This is a genomic window from Streptomyces sp. NPDC045695 (assembly GCF_056432025.1).
The window spans coordinates 394,656-413,030 of sequence record NZ_JBWKJU010000004.1 but is presented as its reverse complement, the minus strand read 5'-3'; the positions used below and the strand labels follow the sequence as shown (position 1 = coordinate 413,030).

The 18,375-nt window shown below is 72.1% G+C and carries 16 protein-coding genes; 6 read left to right on the top strand and 10 right to left on the bottom strand.

The window, feature by feature from the left end:
* Nucleotides 1–3 precede the first annotated feature (3 nt).
* Both AC07DU_RS10810 and AC07DU_RS10805 read right to left on the bottom strand, forming a co-directional pair.
* Complete coding sequence (locus AC07DU_RS10810; RefSeq protein ID WP_479030647.1) at nucleotides 4–1,584, bottom strand: PucR family transcriptional regulator; 1,581 nt, start codon at nucleotides 1,582–1,584, stop codon at nucleotides 4–6.
* Nucleotides 1,585–1,690: 106 nt separating this feature from the next.
* Nucleotides 1,691–3,805, bottom strand: a complete 2,115-nt coding sequence (locus AC07DU_RS10805; protein WP_479110704.1) for an ATP-binding protein — start codon at nucleotides 3,803–3,805, stop codon at nucleotides 1,691–1,693.
* A 238-nt stretch (nucleotides 3,806–4,043) separates the two neighbouring features.
* Here AC07DU_RS10805 and gabT point away from each other — a divergent pair, with 238 nt between their 5' ends.
* Complete coding sequence (gene gabT, locus AC07DU_RS10800; protein WP_360902998.1) at nucleotides 4,044–5,390, top strand: 4-aminobutyrate--2-oxoglutarate transaminase; 1,347 nt, start codon at nucleotides 4,044–4,046, stop codon at nucleotides 5,388–5,390.
* 489 nt (nucleotides 5,391–5,879) lie between these two features.
* Complete coding sequence (locus AC07DU_RS10795; RefSeq protein WP_479030650.1) at nucleotides 5,880–6,362, top strand: phosphatase PAP2 family protein; 483 nt, start codon at nucleotides 5,880–5,882, stop codon at nucleotides 6,360–6,362.
* A gap of 116 nt (nucleotides 6,363–6,478) precedes the next feature.
* On the opposite strand, the gene AC07DU_RS10790 is transcribed toward AC07DU_RS10795, so the two are convergent.
* From AC07DU_RS10790 to AC07DU_RS10760, 7 genes are all read right to left on the bottom strand, one after another.
* Complete coding sequence (locus tag AC07DU_RS10790; RefSeq protein ID WP_479110702.1) at nucleotides 6,479–6,964, bottom strand: hypothetical protein; 486 nt, start codon at nucleotides 6,962–6,964, stop codon at nucleotides 6,479–6,481.
* Between the two features lie 108 nt (nucleotides 6,965–7,072).
* Entirely contained in the window at nucleotides 7,073–8,491 is a 1,419-nt protein-coding gene (locus AC07DU_RS10785) for an NAD(P)/FAD-dependent oxidoreductase (protein WP_479110700.1), read from the bottom strand.
* 40 nt (nucleotides 8,492–8,531) lie between these two features.
* Nucleotides 8,532–9,338, bottom strand: coding sequence for an ABC transporter permease (locus AC07DU_RS10780; protein ID WP_479110698.1), 807 nt, complete (start codon nucleotides 9,336–9,338; stop codon nucleotides 8,532–8,534).
* Nucleotides 9,338–10,267, bottom strand: coding sequence for an ABC transporter permease (locus tag AC07DU_RS10775; protein ID WP_392049546.1), 930 nt, complete (start codon nucleotides 10,265–10,267; stop codon nucleotides 9,338–9,340). The genes AC07DU_RS10780 and AC07DU_RS10775 overlap by 1 nt, the downstream gene beginning before the upstream one ends.
* The gene (locus AC07DU_RS10770; protein ID WP_479030657.1) at nucleotides 10,264–11,412 is read right to left on the bottom strand and encodes an ABC transporter ATP-binding protein; all 1,149 of its coding nucleotides are present in this window, start codon (nucleotides 11,410–11,412) and stop codon (nucleotides 10,264–10,266) included. Before AC07DU_RS10770 ends, AC07DU_RS10775 begins: the two co-directional genes overlap by 4 nt.
* Before the next feature lie 101 nt (nucleotides 11,413–11,513).
* A complete protein-coding gene (locus tag AC07DU_RS10765; RefSeq protein ID WP_360894422.1) occupies nucleotides 11,514–12,764 on the bottom strand; it encodes a polyamine ABC transporter substrate-binding protein in 1,251 nt (416 codons plus the stop codon).
* A 47-nt stretch (nucleotides 12,765–12,811) separates the two neighbouring features.
* On the bottom strand, nucleotides 12,812–14,326 hold the full coding sequence (locus tag AC07DU_RS10760) for a gamma-aminobutyraldehyde dehydrogenase (protein WP_479110764.1): 1,515 nt from the start codon (nucleotides 14,324–14,326) through the stop codon (nucleotides 12,812–12,814).
* Nucleotides 14,327–14,520: 194 nt separating this feature from the next.
* On the opposite strand from AC07DU_RS10760, the gene AC07DU_RS10755 reads away from it, so the two are divergent.
* Complete coding sequence (locus AC07DU_RS10755; protein ID WP_360894425.1) at nucleotides 14,521–15,075, top strand: NADAR family protein; 555 nt, start codon at nucleotides 14,521–14,523, stop codon at nucleotides 15,073–15,075.
* A complete protein-coding gene (locus AC07DU_RS10750; protein ID WP_479110696.1) occupies nucleotides 15,072–15,521 on the top strand; it encodes an NUDIX hydrolase in 450 nt (149 codons plus the stop codon). The genes AC07DU_RS10755 and AC07DU_RS10750 overlap by 4 nt, the downstream gene beginning before the upstream one ends.
* A gap of 211 nt (nucleotides 15,522–15,732) precedes the next feature.
* On the opposite strand, the gene AC07DU_RS10745 is transcribed toward AC07DU_RS10750, so the two are convergent.
* Nucleotides 15,733–16,449, bottom strand: a complete 717-nt coding sequence (locus AC07DU_RS10745) for a DUF4190 domain-containing protein (RefSeq protein ID WP_479110694.1) — start codon at nucleotides 16,447–16,449, stop codon at nucleotides 15,733–15,735.
* 111 nt (nucleotides 16,450–16,560) lie between these two features.
* On the opposite strand from AC07DU_RS10745, the gene AC07DU_RS10740 reads away from it, so the two are divergent.
* Complete coding sequence (locus AC07DU_RS10740) at nucleotides 16,561–17,586, top strand: adenosine deaminase (protein ID WP_360894432.1); 1,026 nt, start codon at nucleotides 16,561–16,563, stop codon at nucleotides 17,584–17,586.
* A gap of 36 nt (nucleotides 17,587–17,622) precedes the next feature.
* Complete coding sequence (locus tag AC07DU_RS10735) at nucleotides 17,623–18,312, top strand: glycerophosphodiester phosphodiesterase (protein WP_479030668.1); 690 nt, start codon at nucleotides 17,623–17,625, stop codon at nucleotides 18,310–18,312.
* Nucleotides 18,313–18,375 lie beyond the last annotated feature (63 nt).

The window sequence follows — 18,375 nt, the reverse complement described above, 5'->3', positions numbered from 1 at the left end:
CGGCTACGAGGGGGCCGAGGACGCCTTGAGGGCGAGCCACAGCTCCATGCGTACGTCGGGGTCCTCCAGGGAGCGGCCGAGGATCTCCTCGACCCGCTTCATCCGGTAGCGCAGCGTGTGCCGGTGCACGCCGAGGTCGGCGGCCGCCGCGTCCCACTGGCCGTGGCGCGAGAGCCACGCCTGGAGCGAGGCCACGAGGTCGCCGCGTCCGGTCGCGTCGTGGTCCCGCAGCGCGCGCAGGGTGCCGTCCGCGAAGGCCCGTACCGCGTCGTCGGCCAGCAGCGGCAGGACGGAGCCGGCCGCCATGTCCTCGTGCTCCACCATCGGCCGGCCGCGGCGGCGGGCCACGGCGAGCGCCTGGTCGGCCTGTTTGAGGGCCGCCGCCACGCTGTCCGCGGTGGCGGGTGCGGACAGGCCGACGACGAGTTCGTCCGGCTCGGGCCCGGCCGCGTCCCGGCCGCGCCGTGCCTCCAGCGCCTCCGCGTGGTCCGCGCACGCCTGTACGGCGGAGCCCGCGTCGGCGGCCAGCACCACGAGCCGCCCCGCCTCCGGGACCACCAGCAGCGACTCGCCCGTACGGGCCGCCGCCGACTCCACCGCGTCGGCCAGCAGCGCCAGGCCCTGCGGCTGCGCCGTCCCCGGCAGCGCCGGCTCGGCCGCGATCAGCCGGAAGGGCGCCTCCAGCAGACCCCCGTACAGGTCCCCGGCCACGGACCGCGCGTGCTCCGCCTCGCCCGCCAGCAGCATCCGCAGGACCGCCGCCCCCAGCCGGGACTCGGCGTCGTGCAGCGAACGGGAGCGCTCGGTGGTCAGGGTCAGCAGCGCGACCGCGGAGTGGACGGCGTACCGCTCGGCCGTGCCCAGCGGGGCCCCGGTGCCGACGGCCAGCGCGCCCCGGGCCCGGCGGCCCGTACCGAGGGACTGGAGCTCGACGCGGTCCTCGGAGCCGCCGACCACGGCGCTGGCGGGCGCGGGCCGCTCCCGCAGCCGCTCCACGTCGGGGGTCAGCCGGGCGGCGCGCCGGGCGGCCCAGTCCGGGGCCGCGGCGACCACGGCGCCCGAGGTGTCGTACAGCGCGGCCCAGCCGTGCACGTGCGCGGCCAGCTTCGCCAGCAGCTCGGCGGGCCCGTCGGCGGAGAGCGCGGCGCGGGTCAGCTCGCGCTGCGCCTCGAAACCGGCGGTCACGGCCCGGTACTGGTCGGCGGCGAGGGCCGCGGAGACGGCCTTGCTGATCGCGAGGAACGGGGTCCGGCGCGGTACCTCCAGCAGCGGCATGTCCTCGGCGCGCGCCGCCTCGACCAGCGCGTCGGGGACCTCCTCGTAGTTGACGCCGATCGCGAAGCCGATGCCGACGACCCCGGCCGCGGCGAGGCGGCGTACGTAGCGCCGCATCTCCTCGGGGTCCTCCGCGTCCAGCTTCATCGCGGTGATCAGGAGGAGTTCCCCGCCCTCCATGTAGGGGACGGGGTCGGCGAGCTCGCTGACGTGGGCCCAGCGGACCGGGGTGTCGAGGCGGTTCTCCCCCGCCCGCACGCTGAGCTTGAGCGCCGAGTGCTGGACGAGCGAGGCGAGGGTGAGCGGCATCGGTTACCAGGGGCCTTAGCGGGAGGGGGCGGAGGAGGAGCCTTTTCGCCGTGTCGTATGAACGGCTCACCTCGATTCTGCCACCTCGTACTGGTTCAGGTGCGGGTCAGGCCGTTCCGGCCAGCCGGACCAGGAGCGGAGCCGCCCGTTCCCCGCGGACGGAGGTCAGCGACAGCACCGCGTGCCCCGGGGGCACGGCATGGGCCAGGTCCGAGGCGGACCACCGCTCCCGCTCGACCTGGCGCACGGTGACCGCGTCGGTGGTGACGGCCTTGCCGGTGACGAGCTTGCGGAAGGCGTGCATCGCCCGGGTCAGCGGCTGGTCGGCGAAGACCGTTCGGTGGGTCACGTCGCGCGTCTCCACCCACTCGGTGCCCCAGGCCTCCGCGAAGCGCTTGCCGTCCCAGGTGGTGACCCCGGAGAAGGCCATCCGGCAGCCGACCGCCCCCAGCAGCGGCGTCCGCAGCGCCTCGGGTACGTCGTCCAGGGTGCGCAGGGTGAGCAGGACCCCCGCGTTCGCCGAACGCAGCCGCTGTACGCCGCGCACGATCTGCGGGGTCAGGGTGTGCGAGGCGTCGTCGAGGGCGAGGAAGGCGAAGAGGGAACGGTCGGTGCGGGCGGCCGCGGCGGCGCTGAACTGGGCCAGCAGCAGCCGGGCCAGCATGCGGGAGGCGTCGGCGTGCGCGCGCTCGGGGAGGTCCACGCGGACGCGGATCGGGTGCTCCAGGGCCCGCAGCGAGAAGGGTCTGCCCTGCCCGGTGGTGTCGAAGCCCCCGACATTGAAGAACGCCGCGAAGGCGGGCCGGTCCAGCAGCGCCACCCGGTCCGCGAGGGCGGGGCCGGGGTCGCCGTGGGCGCCGTACTGCCGTTGGCGCGCGTCGAGCTCGCGCAGCATCGCCTGCTGCCCGCCGTCCTCCAGCGCCCGCCGCAGCCCGTCGATGGCCGCCGGCACCTGGTCGAGCAGTTCGCGCAGCTCGGGCACGGCGGGGAAGCGGCCGTGCGCCGCCCGGAACGGCCCGAGGAGCTGGGCGAGGGCGGTCGCGGCCCGGCGCACCTCGATCCCCGGGACGTCACCGATGAAGGCCTCGGCCAGCAGGCCGGCGGCCTCGTCGGGGTCCGTGGCGCCGCCGTAGAGGTCGAGGTCGTAGACGGAGGCGGGGTCGCCGACGCGGACCACGACGTCGTAGGCGGCGTCCGGTCCCAGCTGCGCCCCGGCCGCGCCGACGGCGACGACGGCGGCCTGGCCGGCGAGCGCCTGGAGCGCGAGCGACTCGACGACGGGCCGCACCAGGCGGCCGGTCTTGCCGGATCCCGACGGCCCGACGGCGAGCAGCGAGGTCCCGAGGACCTCGGGGTCGAGCGCGAGCGAGGTGCCGCGGCGGGCGTACGGGTTGCGCGCGCCGTCGTCGACGGTGCCGAGCAGCACCTGCCGGGCCAGCAGGTCGTGCCGGGCGGCGCGCACGGGCAGGTCCCGCGCCCCGGACGGGTGCGCGCAGGCCCCGGCGCCCTTGTCCCGCACGGCGTCGGCGAAGGCCCGCAGCCGCGAGGGGTCGGCCCGCACGGAATCCCAGGCCCGCCGGATCCGCGCGTAGTCCACGTCGTTCATCCGCCCACCGGTGGCCTCCCCCTCCAGCCGATCGGCCACCTCCCCCAACCCGGCCCCCCGCAACTGCGGCCACCGCGCGGGGTCCTCCGGGCTTCCGGCCCCGGGTGCGGCCGGGACCGCGGGGTGTGTCTTCGAGGCGCCGCCGCGCAGCAGCCGTCCGCCCAGCTCGGGCCAGCGGCCCAGGCGCCCGAACCCGGTCAGCAGGACGGTGGCGACCACGGCGTACCAGACGTAGGAGGCCACCACGGCCGGAAGGGTCCCGGCCCAGGAGTCGGGCGTGAACATGTAGAGCGGCCACAGCCAGAACCCGCCGAGGTAGCCGTTCCACAGCAGGGACCACAAGAGCACTCCCGCGAGCAGCGAGATCAGGGCCCCGCTGACCAGTTGGCGGGTGGGTGTCTCCTGGGGCTCCTCGGCGGCCCGCGGTACGTGCCCGTACGTCCACACGCCCGGCCCGTCCGAGGCGCGCGGGAAGCGCAGCCAGTCCGCCAGCGTCGGCCCGGCCGTCGGCGCGTGGGACGGCCGCGGCGGCAGGCCCGGGGGCGGCGGGGCGAGCGGTCTCGGGATGCGCCCCGTGTGGGGCGGGCGCGTCTCGTGCGTGCCGTCGGTGTCCATGAAACCCCTGCCCCCTGCCCCGTTCCTGCGCTCCGGCGCTCAATCTAGTGCCCGGGCCGGGTCTTGGAGCGGTACCCGGTCATGATCCACGAGATGCGCGTCACGTCCTTCCTATAGCCGTCGCGGACAAGGACACGCGGAGATCACTACCGAACGGAGCATGCAGGACTCCCTCCCCCGGGCCTAGCCTGCGGACAAAGACACAAGTGCGTCCGAAAACACCCCCCAGGAGCCCTCCATGACCGCTGTCCCGCAGGAGCGCAAGATCGTCACCGCGATCCCCGGCCCCAAGTCGCAGGAGCTGCAGGCCCGCCGCCTCGGCGTGGTGGCCGGTGGCGTGGGCTCCGTGCTTCCCGTCTTCACGGCCCGCGCGGGCGGCGGCATCATCGAGGACGTCGACGGCAACCGTCTGATCGACTTCGGTTCCGGCATCGCCGTGACCTCCGTCGGCGCCTCCGCCGAGGCCGTCGTGCGCCGCGCCTCCGCGCAGCTCGCCGACTTCACGCACACCTGTTTCATGGTCACCCCGTACGAGGGCTACGTCGAGGTCTGCGAGGCCCTCGCCGAGCTGACCCCGGGCGACCACGCCAAGAAGTCGGCCCTGTTCAACTCCGGCGCCGAGGCCGTCGAGAACGCCGTCAAGATCGCCCGTTCGTACACCAAGCGCCAGGCCGTCGTCGTCTTCGACCACGGCTACCACGGCCGTACGAACCTCACGATGGCGCTCACCTCGAAGAACATGCCGTACAAGAACGGCTTCGGCCCGTTCGCCCCCGAGGTCTACCGCGTCCCGGTCGCCTACGGCTACCGCTGGCCCACCGGCGCCGAGAACTGCGGCCCCGAGGCCGCCGCCCAGGCGATCGACCAGATCACGAAGCAGATCGGCGCCGACAACGTCGCCGCGATCATCATCGAGCCGGTCCTCGGCGAGGGCGGCTTCATCGAGCCGGCCAAGGGCTTCCTGCCGGCGATCGTGAAGTTCGCCAACGAGAACGGCATCGTCTTCGTCGCCGACGAGATCCAGTCCGGCTTCTGCCGCACCGGCCAGTGGTTCGCGTGCGAGGACGAGGGCATCGTCCCGGACCTGATCACCACCGCCAAGGGCATCGCGGGCGGTCTGCCGCTCGCCGCCGTCACCGGCCGCGCCGAGATCATGGACGCCGCGCACGCGGGTGGCCTGGGCGGCACCTACGGCGGCAACCCGGTGGCGTGCGCCGGCGCGCTCGGCTCCATCGAGACGATGAAGAAGCTCGACCTCAACGCCGCGGCGAAGAAGATCGAGTCCCTCATGAAGGCCCGCCTGACGGCCATGCAGGAGAAGTACGACATCATCGGCGACATCCGCGGCCGCGGCGCCATGATCGCGATCGAGCTGGTCAAGGACCCGGTGTCCAAGACCCCCTTCCCGGAGGCGGCCGGCGCCCTCGCCAAGGCCTGCCACGCCGAGGGCCTGCTCGTCCTCACCTGTGGCACGTACGGCAACGTGCTCCGCTTCCTCCCGCCGATCGTCATCGGCGAGGACCTGCTCAACGAGGGCCTGGACCTCATCGAGGCCGCATTCGCGGCCATCGGCACCGAGATCTGAGCGGACGCGCGCGCGGACCAGTGCGGACCAGTGGGCGGACAAGTGAGCGGACGGCTAGAACGTCCGCACGCAGCGCCCGGTCACTAACCACCGGTAACGGTCGGGCGCTGTGAAGAAGGTGTGGGGGGCCGATGGCGGGAGCGCGTTCCTGCTGTCGGTCCCCCTTCCGCTGCCGTACGGTTTCTGCAGATGAGTGAGACAGCCCGCTCACGGGAAACCGGGGGCGATACCAGTACCGGGCTTCCCCAGCGCCGTACTGGGCATGCGTTCGCGCACACTCCTCACCGATCGGACGGCCGTTCGCCCCAAACCCCCCGGGGCGCACGGCAACCCGGTCCGGGCGGCCGTCCCGGAACCATCCCCCCTGTTCCGGGACGGCCGGCCATTCTCCTCGCCGCGCTCTGTCTGACGGCCTTCGCCCTGATCACCTGGCAGGTCCTCGCCGCCGGGCCGCTGCTGACGCCGGATCACGAGCTGAGCCGCGCCCTGGTGCGCGCCGTTCCCGACCGGATCACCGAGCGCCTGTCCGACCTCGGCAACGTCCCGGTCGCCCTGCCCGTCCTGCTCCTCGCCGCGGCGTACGCCGCCCGGCGCGGCAACCGCCGTGGCGCGCTGGTCGCGGCCGTGGCCATGGCCCTCGTGCCGGCCCTGATCGTGCCGCTGAAGGAGTGGACCGCCCGCCCGGGCCCCCTCGAACCGTGGGCGGCCGGCTACTACCCCTCGGGCCACACCGCGACGGCCTTCGTGGCGTACGCGGGCGCGGCCCTGCTGCTGCGGCCGTACACCGGCCGCGCGTGGTGGGGGTGGTGGCCGCTGGTCGTCGCCCTCGTCCTCACGGGCGCCACTGCCACCGGGCTGGTCCTGCGGGGCTACCACTGGCCGCTCGACGTGCTGGCGAGCCTCCTGATGTGCACGCCCCTGCTGCTGGCGGTCGGCCGGTCCTGCCGTCGTACGCGCCGAAGTCCCGGCTGATCCGGCCGGCCGCCGGCGGCCGGGCGTGCGGACCGGGCCGGGTGCCGTGCGTGGATGTGTGCCGTGCGGGCCGTGCGTGCTTGTGTGCGGGCGGCAGGCGGAAGGCGGGAGGGGGGTCAGGGCTCACGGCCCTCCCGCGCCTCGGCAGTGGCCGACGCCGCGGCGACCCCCGCCGCCGCCTCGTGCATCGCGAGCTCCAGCACGGCCGGGTCGGTCAGGGTCCCCCGCCCGTCCGGGAGCACCAGCCAGCGCGCTCCGCCCGTGTGCCGGCCGGGGTACGGGGTCACGATCCAGGTGCCGCGCCCGGCTCCCCGTACGCCCGTGCCGATCCAGCGGGACGCCGTGCCGACGGGCACGAAGAAGCCCACCCGCGAGCCGCCGAAGTCGGCGAGCACGGGGCCGGGCCGGTCGAGGATCAGGCGCAGCACGTCGAGAGTGGGCCGCCCCAGCTCCCCGGGCAGGATCAGCACGTCCCAGCGCCGGCCGGCGGGCAGGAGGGCGACCCCCAGGGGGTTGCGCTCCCACTCCCACCGGCAGGCATCGGGATCCGGGGCAACCGATACCAGCCATTCCACTGCCGTCTTGGCCCCCGGGATCGTCATCGCCCGGCCTCCGTTCCGCGTAGGTGAGGGGTTCTCACCTGGAGAGAGCGGGGCCGGGCGCGGTGATGACGCGGGTTTCGTCACTCCAAGGCAGTGAATCAGCGCCGGTCAGCTGTCGAACCCGAGGCCGAGCCTGTCCAGGGTCCTGAGCCACAGGTTGCGGCGGCCGCCCCGGGCGTCGGCGCGGGCCAGCGACCACTTGGTGAGGGTGATGCCGGTCCAGGCGAAGGGCTCGGGCGGGAACGGCATCGGCTTGGACCGCACCATCTCCAGCCGGGTGCGCTCGGTGTCTTCCCCGTCGAGGAGGTCCAGCATCACGTCGGCGCCGAAGCGGGTGGCGCCCACGCCGAGCCCGGTGTAACCGGCCGCGTAGGCCACCTTCCCGGAGTGCGCGGTGCCGAAGAAGGCGGAGAAGCGCGAGCAGGTGTCGATCGCGCCGCCCCAGGCATGGCTGAACTTCACGCCCTCCAGCTGTGGGAAGGCGGTGAAGAAGTGCTCGGCGAGCTTCAGGTAGGTCTCGGGGCGGTGGTCGTACTCGGAGTCGAGCTTCCCCCGGTAGGGGTAGATCGCGTCGTAGCCGCCCCACAGGATCCGGTGGTCCGGGGTGATCCGGAAGTAGTGGAACTGGTTGGCGCTGTCGCCCAGCCCCTGCCGCCGCTTCCAGCCGATCGCGGCGAGCTGCTCCCCGCTCAGCGGCTCGGTCATGAGCGCGTAGTCGTAGACCGGGACGGTGAAGGGGCGGATCCTCTTGACCAGCGACGGGAAGATGTTGGTGCCCAGCGCGACCCGGCGGGCGAGGATCGTGCCGTAGGGGGTCTGCACGGTCATGCCGGTCCCGGCCGAGGCCATCTTCAGGCCGCGGGTGTTCTCGTAGATCCGTACGCCCAGGTCGAGGCAGGCCCGCTTGAGGCCCCAGGCCAGCTTCGCGGGGTTGAGCATCGCGACGCCGTCGCGGTCCCACAGGCCCGCGAGGAAGGTCGGGGAGTCGACCTCGGCGCGCACCGCGTCGCCGTCCAGCCATGTGCTGGAGCCGGCCAGGCCGAGGCGCTGCGCCTCCTCGTAGAGTTCGCGCAGCTCCTCGACCTGGTGCGGTTCGGTGGCGACGTCGATCTCGCCGGTGCGCTCGAAGTCGCAGTCGATGCCGTAGCGGGCGACGGCCTCCTCGATGGCGTCGAGGTTGCGGGCGCCGAGCTCCTCCAGCTTCGCCAGCTCGCCGGGCCAGCGGGCCAGCCCGTTGCCGAGCCCGTGCGTGAGGGAGGCGGCGCAGAAGCCACCGTTGCGGCCCGAGGCGGCCCAGCCCGCCTCCTTGCTCTCGATCACCACGACGTCCCGCTGCGGGTCCCGTTCCTTGGCGAGCAGGGCGGTCCACAGCCCGCTGTATCCGGCGCCGACGACCAGCAGGTCGCAGCGCTCGTCGGTGGTCAGCGCCGGCTGTGGGGCCGGCTTGCCGGGGTCGTCCAGCCAGTACGAGACCGGCTTCGCTTCGGAAAGGGATTTCGCAACACTACGCATGGCGACTGGGGCCATGGCTTCCAACTCCCTACGGAACTGATGACGTGCCTTGGAACTACTTCGGCTGTGCTTTCCTGCGGCGGTTGCCGACCATCTGGCCGACGAGGACCACCAGCACCGCGATGACGAACATCGCCGTGCCGATGACGTTGATCTGCACGGGCGTACCGCGCTGGGCCGAGCCCCACACGAACATGGGGAAGGTGACGGTGTTGCCCGAGTTGAAGTTGGTGATGATGAAGTCGTCGAATGAGAGTGCGAAGGAGAGCAGCGCTCCCGCCGCGATACCGGGTGCCGCGATCGGCAGGGTGACCCGCAGGAAGGTCTGCACCGGGCCCGCGTAGAGGTCGCGGGCCGCCTCCTCCAGCCGCGGGTCCATGGACAGGACCCGCGCCTTGACGGCGGCGACGACGAAGCTGAGGCAGAACATGACGTGGGCGATCAGGATCGTCCAGAAGCCCAGCTGGATACCCATGTTGAGGAAGAGGGCGAGCAGCGAGGCCGCCATCACGATCTCGGGCATGGCCATGGGCAGGAAGATCAGCGAGTTGACCGCGCCGCGCGCCTTGAAGCGGTAGCGGACCAGCGCGAAGGCGATGGCGGTGCCCAGCGCGGTCGCGCCCAGCGTGGCCCACAGGGCGATCTGGAGGGAGAGCGAGAGGGAGCCGCACAGGTCGGCGACCCCGCAGGGGTCCTTCCACGCGTCGAGCGAGAACTCCTGCCAGGCGTAGTTGAAGCGCCCGGTGGGGTTGTTGAAGGAGAAGACGGTGACCACGACGTTGGGCAGGATCATGTACGCGAGCGTGCCGAGGCCCGCGATCACGACCAGGTTGCGCCGCAGCCAGGTGAGGGGGGTGCGCATCAGACCAGGTCCTCCGTCCCCGCTCGGCGGATGTAGATGGTGACCATGATCAGCACGATGGCCATGAGGATGAAGGACAGCGCGGCCGCCGTCGGGTAGTCGAGGATCCGCAGGTACTGCGACTGGATGACGTTGCCGATCATCCGGGTGTCCGTGGAGCCGAGCAGTTCGGCGTTCACGTAGTCGCCGCTCGCCGGGATGAAGGTGAGCAGGGTCCCGGAGACGACGCCCGGCATGGAGAGCGGGAACGTCACCTTCCGGAAGACCGTGGCGGGCGTGGCGTAGAGGTCCCCGGCCGCCTCGTGGAGGCGGGTGTCGATGCGCTCCAGCGAGGAGTACAGCGGCAGGATCATGAAGGGGAGGAAGTTGTACGTCAGGCCGCACACGACCGCGAGCGGGGTGGCCAGCACCCGGTCCCCCTGGGTCATGCCGAGCCAGCTGGTGACGTCGAGGAAGCCGATGTCGTTGAGGACGGCGACCACCGGCCCGCCGTCGGCCAGGATCGTCTTCCAGGCCAGCGTGCGGATCAGGAAGCTCGTGAAGAACGGGGCGATGACCAGCACGAGCAGCAGATTGCGCCAGCGGCCCGCCTTGAAGGCGATCAGGTAGGCCAGCGGGTACCCGAGCAGCAGGCACAGGGCGGTCGCGGTGCCCGCGTAGAGCAGGGAGCGCAGGAACTGCGGCATGTACTCGGTGAGGGCGTCCCAGTACGTCTGGAAGTGCCAAGTGACCTCGAAGCCCTCTTCGAGGGAGCCGGTCTGCACCGAGGTGGAGGCCTGGTAGACCATCGGCAGCACGAAGAAGACCAGCAGCCACAGGATGCCGGGGAGCAGCAGCCAGTAGGGGACCAGGCGCTTGCGGGCCGACGGCTTGTGCACCGGGGGTTCGGCGGGGGCGGGCGCCTGGGGCGGCGCCGCGGTGGTGGTCATGCGCTCGCCTCCACCGTCTCGACGCCCGCGTCGATGGCCTGGGCCGCGTCGAGGCCGAAGGTGTGCTCCGGGTTCCAGTGCAGGACCACCTCGGCGCCCGGGACCAGGCGCGCGTCCCGTTCGATGTTCTGGGCGTACACCTCCAGCTCGGGGCAGACCGGGCTGTCGATCACGTACTGGGTGGAGACGCCGATGAAGGACGTGGCGGCGATCCGGCCGGAGATGGTGTTCCGGCCCGCCCCGATGGTGTGCTCCTCGTCCGCGTGGACCAGGGAGATCTTCTCCGGCCGCACTCCGACCAGCAGCTTGCCGCCGTCGGCGGGCGTGGTCGCGCAGCGGGCCGCGGGCAGCCGCAGCTTCGTGCCGGAGGCCGAGACGACGACCTCGGAGCCGGCGGACTCGACGGACGCCTCGATGAGGTTGGAGGTGCCGAGGAAGTTGGCGACGAAGGTGGTGCCCGGGTTCTCGTACAGCTCGGCGGGCGCGCCCAGTTGCTCGACGCGGCCGCCGTTCATCACGGCGACCGTGTCGGCCATGGTCATGGCCTCCTCCTGGTCGTGCGTGACGTGTACGAAGGTGATGCCGACCTCGGTCTGGATCCGCTTGAGCTCCAGCTGCATCTGGCGGCGCAGCTTGAGGTCGAGGGCGCCGAGGGGCTCGTCGAGGAGCAGGACCTGCGGGTGGTTGATGAGGGCGCGGGCGACGGCGACGCGCTGCTGCTGGCCGCCGGAGAGCTGGTGCGGCTTGCGCCGGGCGAACTGGCCGAGCTGGACCAGTTCCAGCATGTCGTCGACCTGCTTCTGCACCGACTTGATGCCGCGGCGGCGCAGGCCGAAGGCGATGTTCTCGTAGATGTCCAGGTGCGGAAACAGCGCGTAGCTCTGGAAGACCGTGTTGACCGGGCGCTTGTGGGGCGGCAGGTGGGTGACCGCCCGCTCGCCGAGGTGGACGGTGCCGGTGGAGGGCTCCTCCAGCCCGGCGATCATGCGCAGGGTGGTGGTCTTCCCGCAGCCGGAGGCGCCGAGCAGGGCGAAGAAGGAGCCCTGGGGGATGGTGAGATCCAGCGGGTGCACGGCGGTGAAGGTGCCGTAGTGCTTGCTGATCCCGGAGAGGCGGACGTCGCCGCCCTCGGTCTTGTCAGTCATGGAGGGGTCCCGGGGTTGGGTGGGCGAAGAGGACGAGGGAGGGGTTCGGTGCCGGAAGCTGCGGCTAGGGCCACTGCTTCGGCTACGGCTACGGCCTGCGGCTACGCGCCGATGAGCTTGGCGAACTTCTCCTCGTAGGCGGTCTCTTCCTCGCCGGTGAGGGAGCGGAAGGCGTGGGACTTGGCGGTCATCGCCTTGTCCGGGACGATCAGCGTGTTCTCGGCGAGTTCGGCGTCGATCTTCGCGAGCTCGTCCTTGACTCCCTCGACGGGGCAGACGTAGCTGATGTAAGCGGCCAGCTGGGCGGCGACGGGAAGCTCGTAGTAGTAGTCGATGAGCTTCTCGGCGTTGGCCTTGTGCCGGGCCTTGGCGGGGACCAGCAGGTTGTCGCTGGAGGTGATGTAGCCGGCGGCCGGGATCGCGAACTTGATGTCCGGGTTGCCGGCCTGGAGCTGGATGACGTCGCCCGCCCAGGCCAGACAGGCGGCGAGGTCGCCCTTGTCCAGGTCGGCGGTGTAGTCGTTGCCCGTGAAGCGGCGGATCTGGTTCTTGTCCACGCCCTTCTGAAGCCGGCCGATCGCCTCGTCGAAGTCGGCGGTGGTGAAGCTCGCCGGGTCCTTGCCCTGGTCGAGGAGGGTCATGCCGACGCTGTCGCGCATCTCGGTGAGGAAGCCGACCCGGCCCTTGAGGGTGGGGTCGTCGAGCAGCTGGGTGACGGAGTCGACCTTCTTGCCGCCGGTGGCCTTCTCGTTGTAGGCGATGACGGTGGAGATGCCGGTCCAGGGGTAGCTGTACGCGCGGCCCGGGTCCCAGTCGGGGCTGCGGAACTGCGGGGACAGGTTGGCGTAGGCGTGCGGCAGGTGCGAGGGGTCCAGCTTCTGGGCCCAGCCGAGGCGGATGATGCGGGCGGCGAGCCAGTCGGTGACGACGATCAGGTCGCGGCCGGTGTCCTGGCCGGCCGCGAGCTGCGGCTTGATCTTGCCGAAGAACTCGACGTTGTCGTTGATGTCCTCGGTGTACTTGACCTCGATCCCGGTCCGCTTGGAGAACTCCTCCAGGGTGGGACGGGACTTCTCGTCCTCGCTGGTGTCCATGTACTCGGTCCAGTTGGAGAAGTTGATCTCCTTCTCCTGGGCCGAGTGGTCGTCGGACGCCGCGGCCGAGTCGCCCTCGCGCTTCGCGGGCGGGATCCCGCACGCGGCGAGGGTGGACAGGCCGCCGAGGGTGAGCGCTCCGACGCCGGAGGCGCGCAGCAGCGAACGGCGTGTGAGGGCTCCGCGCCCGCTGGTGAGGCTGCGCCGCATCGCGGCGAGTTGCGCCGCCGAGAGGCGGTCGGGCTCGAACTGCTCCATGCGCTGTGCCCTTTCGGGAGGTGTACCGCTGGTCGGGCGGTGGTCTTTTATCGGTCCCCGAAGATCGTGCGGTGCCAGTCCTTCGCGGCTACCGCCGTGTTGTCGTACATCACGTGCTTGACCTGCGTGTACTCCTCGAAGGAGTAGGCCGACATGTCCTTTCCGAAGCCGCTCGCCTTGTAGCCCCCGTGGGGCATCTCGCTGATGATCGGAATGTGGTCGTTGATCCAGACGCAGCCCGCCTTGATCTCGCGGGTGGCGCGGTTGGCCCGGTAGAGGTCACGGCTCCAGGCGGAGGCCGCGAGTCCGTACGGGGTGTCGTTGGCCAGCGCGAGGCCCTCGTCGTCGGTGTCGAAGGGCAGGACGACGAGGACCGGGCCGAAGATCTCGGACTGGACCACCTCGCTGTCCTGGGGGGCGCCGGCGATGAGGGTGGGCCGGTAGTACGCGCCTTCGGCGAGCTCGCCCGCCGGGATCTCGCCGCCGGTGACGACGGTGGCGTAGGCCCGGGCCCGCTCGACGAAGCCGGCGACCCGGTCGCGCTGGGCGTGGGAGACCAGCGGGCCGAGGTCGGTGGTGGGCGCGAAGGGGTCGCCGACGCGGACGGTCTCCATCAGTTCGGCGACCCGGGCGACGAAGGCGTCGTGGAGGGGGCGCTGGACGTAGGCGCGGGTGGCGGCCGTGCAGTCCTGACCGGTGTTGATGAGGGAGGCGGCGACGGCTCCGTGTGCGGCGGCCTCCAGGTCGGCGTCGTCGAAGACGAGGAAGGGGGCCTTGCCGCCGAGTTCCAGATGGAGCCGCTTGACGGTGGCGGTGGCGATCTCCGCGACCCGCTTGCCGACGGCGGTGGAGCCGGTGAAGGAGGTCATCACCACGTCCGGGTGGCCGACGAGGTGTTCCCCGGCGTCCCGGCCCGCGCCGGTGACGATGTTGATCACGCCGTCGGGCAGGCCCGCCTCCTTGGCCGCCTGCGCGAACATCAGGGAGGTCAGGGGTGTGAGCTCGGCGGGCTTGAGGACGATGGTGTTGCCCGCGGCGATCGCCGGGAGGATCTTCCAGGCGGCCATCTGGAGCGGATAGTTCCAGGGCGCGATGGAACCGACGACCCCGATGGGCTCGCGGCGTACGTACGAGGTGTGGTCGCCGGAGTACTCGGCGGCGGCCTGCCCCTGGAGGTGGCGCGCGGCCCCGGCGAAGAAGGCGGTGTTGTCGATCGTCCCCGGTACGTCGAACTCCGTGGACAGCTTGATCGGCTTGCCGCACTGGAGGGACTCGGCGTACGCGAAGTCCTCCGCCTGCTCCGCCAGTACGGCGGCCAGCCGGTGCAGGGCGTCCGACCGCTCGCTGGGGGTGGCCCCGGACCAGGCGGGGAAGGCCCGCACGGCGGCGGCGACGGCCTCGTCGACGTCCGCGGTGCTCGCGAGTTCGTAGGTGAGGACGTCCTCGCCGGTCGCCGGATCGACCACCGTGTGTGAACGACCGGAGGTGCCGGGCCTCAGCCGCCCGTCGATGTACTGCGCGCCGTCCGCGAAGCGGTCCTTGACCTGGAAGCGGTTGCCCATCACGCTCTCACGCTCTCCGTAGCTACAGTTCGAGCTACAGCTCGAATTGAGTGCCGATCCTGGCAGAGGAGGTGCCCTCGGCCAAGTGATTCCGTTGTTTCCTTTTGATTACGCGACGGAATCGGTCGACCATGTGTCGAGGCACGCCGAAAATCCCGTACGAAGTGTCAGTGGCGGGTGCCAGACTCGCGTGCATGGAGAAGATCGACGAGCTGATCAGGCAGGTCAGCCAGGGTAAGCGGGTGAAGTTCCTGCCGTTCTGGGGGCACCGGCCCAGGCCGGACGGGAAGCTCGGACCGAGCTGCCTGAGCCAGTGGTGGCCGTCCCCCTTCACTGTCGGTGACGTCCGTTATGCCACGGCCGAGCACTGGATGATGGCCGGAAAGGCCCGGCTGTTCGGGGACCCCGAGGCGGAGCGCGCGGCTCTGGAGGCGAAGACCCCGGCCGCCGCGAAGAAGGCCGGGCGGCTGGTGCGCGGCTTCGACGACGCGATATGGACGCGGGAGCGCTTCGCCCTGGTGGTGGAGGGCAGCGTCCACAAGTTCGGCTCCGACCCGGCGCTGCGCGCGTACCTGCTGACCACCGGGGACCGGGTGCTGGTGGAGGCGAGCCCGGTGGACCGGATCTGGGGCGTCGGGCTGGCGCCCGACGACGAACGCGCCCTGGACCCGGCGCGCTGGCGCGGGCTGAACCTGCTGGGCTTCGCGCTGATGGAGGCCCGGACGCGGCTGCGCGAGGACAGCGCGTGACGGAGCGGCGCCGGGTGGCCGCGGTGATCATCCGGGACGGCTGCGTGCTGATGGTGCGCGAGCGCGGGCGGGGCCCCTCCGGGCTGCACGACGGGCCGGAGTACTGGACCCTGCCCGGCGGCGGGGTGGAGGCGGGCGAGGAGCCGGAGGAGGCGGTCCGGCGGGAGGTGGCCGAGGAGGTCGGCCTGCGCGCCCTGGACGTGCGGTATGCGTACGACGCGCCCTACCCCTCGGGCTGGACCTCCTGCTTCCGCGTGGAGGTGGCACCCGGGGAGCCGCGGCTGGGCGTGGACCCCGACCTGGAGTGCGCGTGCCCGAGGATGATCGGGCTCATCTGGGTCCCGTTGTCGCGCGGCACCGACGGCGCGTCGGTCATGGTGCCCACCCTGCTGAGCAACTGCCCGGTGGATCCGGGCCCCGGCCCCGACACCGGCCCCGACGCCTAGGTCGTCTCTTTCGGATCTTGTCGGCCGAGCCCGCGGCGTCTGGTGCCGTGCATGGCAAGGCGGAGGGGCGTGCCGCGTACTGGACGTACCCGGACGTCCCGACAACGCGGCCAGGTGCGGTGCCAGACGCCGCGGGCCCGGCAAGATCCGGAAGAGACGGCCTAGCGGGATCCTCGTCCGGGTGCGTAGGTGAGAAGTAACCTCCGGGCCGTCAGACCCTCTCCCGGACCCGGGAGTTGTCGTACGGGCTGTCGTACCGGGAGTCGTCGAAGTCCCCCTCCATGAAGTTGGCGAAGACGGCCACGAGCATCAGCGCGCCCAGCAGGATGCCGATCGCGCCGAGGATGATGCCCGCCAGCGCCATCCCGCCGTTGTCGGCCTCGCCGCGGTTCGCCTTGCCCTTGCCCAGGGCGCCGAAGACGACCGCGCCGATCCCGAGCGCTATCGCTATGAAGCTGGTGACGCAGCCGATCACCGACAGGATGCCGAGGACCAGGGCGGTGATCCCGAAGCCGTTGCTCCGCTGGATCCCGTACGGCGCGTACCCGCCGTGCCCCGGGTAGCCGGGATACCCCTGGGCCCCGGGGTATCCGGGGTGTCCGGGGTATCCGGCGTCACCGGGGTATCCGTAGCCGGGTTGGGCGGCCGGGTATCCGTACGCCGCCGACGCGGGCCCGGGCATCGGCGCCTGCGTCGGATGCGGGGTCGCCATCGGCGCCGTGACGGCCTGCGGAGCGGTATGCGGGTCGGCCTGCGGCGCCGGGCCCGACGGCGGCAGTTGGTCCCCCGGCATCCCGGCGAGCGTCGGCTGGTCGTGCACGGACGGCGGGCCCGACACGCCCGGCGTGCCCTGTGACTTGCCCAGGTCCACCGCCGGCCGCTCCGGTGGTGCCCAAGGGTCTCGCGGCTCGGGGCTGTTCTCGGTCATGCGGCGCCCCCCTCTCGTACAGCCATGCTAAGCGCTGCCACCGACAGTCACCGGGGCTGCCTACGATGAATCCAGACCCGCCCGCACCAGCGTCCTCCCGGAGGCACCCCCATGACCGACCTGCACCCCTTCATCGCGGGGCTGCCCAAGGCCGAACTGCACGTCCACCACGTCGGATCCGCCTCCCCGCGCATCGTGGCCGAGCTGGCCGCCCGGCACCCGGACTCGAAGGTCCCCACCGACCCCGAGGCGCTCGCCGACTACTTCACCTTCACCGACTTCGCGCACTTCATCGAGGTCTACCTGTCGGTCGTCGACCTGGTCCGCACCCCCGAGGACGTCCGGCTGCTGACCTTCGAGGTCGCCCGCGACATGGCCCGGCAGAACATCCGCTACGCCGAACTGACCATCACCCCGTTCTCCTCCACCAAGCGCGGCATCGAGGAGAAGGCCTTCATGGCGGCCATCGAGGACGCCCGCAAGGCCGCCGAGGCCGAACTCGGCGTCATCCTGCGCTGGTGCTTCGACATCCCCGGCGAGGCGGGACTCGAAGCCGCCGCCGAGACCGCCCGGCTCGCCGTCGAGCTGCGCCCCGAGGGCCTGGTCTCCTTCGGCCTCGGCGGACCCGAAATCGGCGTCCCGCGCCCGCAGTTCAAGCCGTACTTCGACGCGGCCCGCGCCGCCGGCCTGCACAGCGTGCCGCACGCCGGCGAGACCACCGGCCCCGAGACGATCTGGGACGCCATCCGCGAGCTGGGCGCCGTCCGCATCGGCCACGGCACGAGCGCCACCCAGGACCCGGAGCTGCTCGCCTACCTCGCCGAGCACCGCATCGCGCTGGAGGTCTGCCCCACCTCCAACATCGCGACGCGCGCGGTCACCGACCTCGACCGGCATCCGGTCCGGGAGATGGTCGCGGCGGGCGTGCTCGTCACCATCAACAGCGACGACCCGCCGATGTTCGGATCCGACCTCAACAACGAGTACGCGGTGGCGGCCCGCCTCCTCGGTCTCGACGAGCGCGGGCTCGCACAGATCGCCAAGAACGCCGTCGAGGCCTCCTTCCTGGACCCGGCCGGCAAGGCGAAGCTGAGTGCGGAGATCGACGCGTACACCGACGCGTGGCTCGCGCGCTGAGCCCCGCCGGTGCGGCCCGCCCCTGAGAATGGGGCCATGAGCACCCTGACGGCCGTCGGCCACCGCGGCGATCCCTACCGCGCCCGTGAGAACACCCTGTCCTCGATCCGCTCCGCCTTCGCACGCGGGGCGGACGCGGTCGAGATCGACGTACGGCTGACCCGCGACGGGGTGGCCGTCCTCCTCCACGACGACACGCTCCAGCGGCTGTGGGGCCACGACGTACGCCTCGCCGACGTCACGGCCCCGCAGTTGAAGGAGCTGACCGGGGGCGGAGTGCCGACCCTGCGCGAAGCCCTGACGGCGGCCGGGGCGGGCCGGCTGATGCTCGACCTGCCGGGCGCCACCTTCGAGTCGGTGCGCACCGTCGTGGGCGAGGTCCACGCGTGCGGGGCGCGCGAGCGGACGTACTACTGCGCGGGCCCGAAGACGATGCTGGCGGTCCGCGCCGCCGATCCGGGCGCGGAGATCGCCCTGACGTGGACGACGCTGTCGCCGCCGAGGCGGGTGCTGATCGACGCCGTGGCGCCGCGCTGGCTCAACTACCGCTTCGGGCTGGTGAGCCGGGAGCTGACGGACGCGCTGCACCGGGACGGCCTCCTGGTGTCCGCCTGGACCGCTGACACCAAGCGGGCGATGAAGGGGCTCCTCGCCGCGGGGGTCGACTCGATCACCACGAACCGGGTGGACGTGCTGGCGGCCGTACGCGCCGGCCTCGGCCGGTGATACGCGGCCTCGGAGTGCGGATCCGGGCCGCCGATCCGCGGTGGCGCGACCTGGGCCTGACCT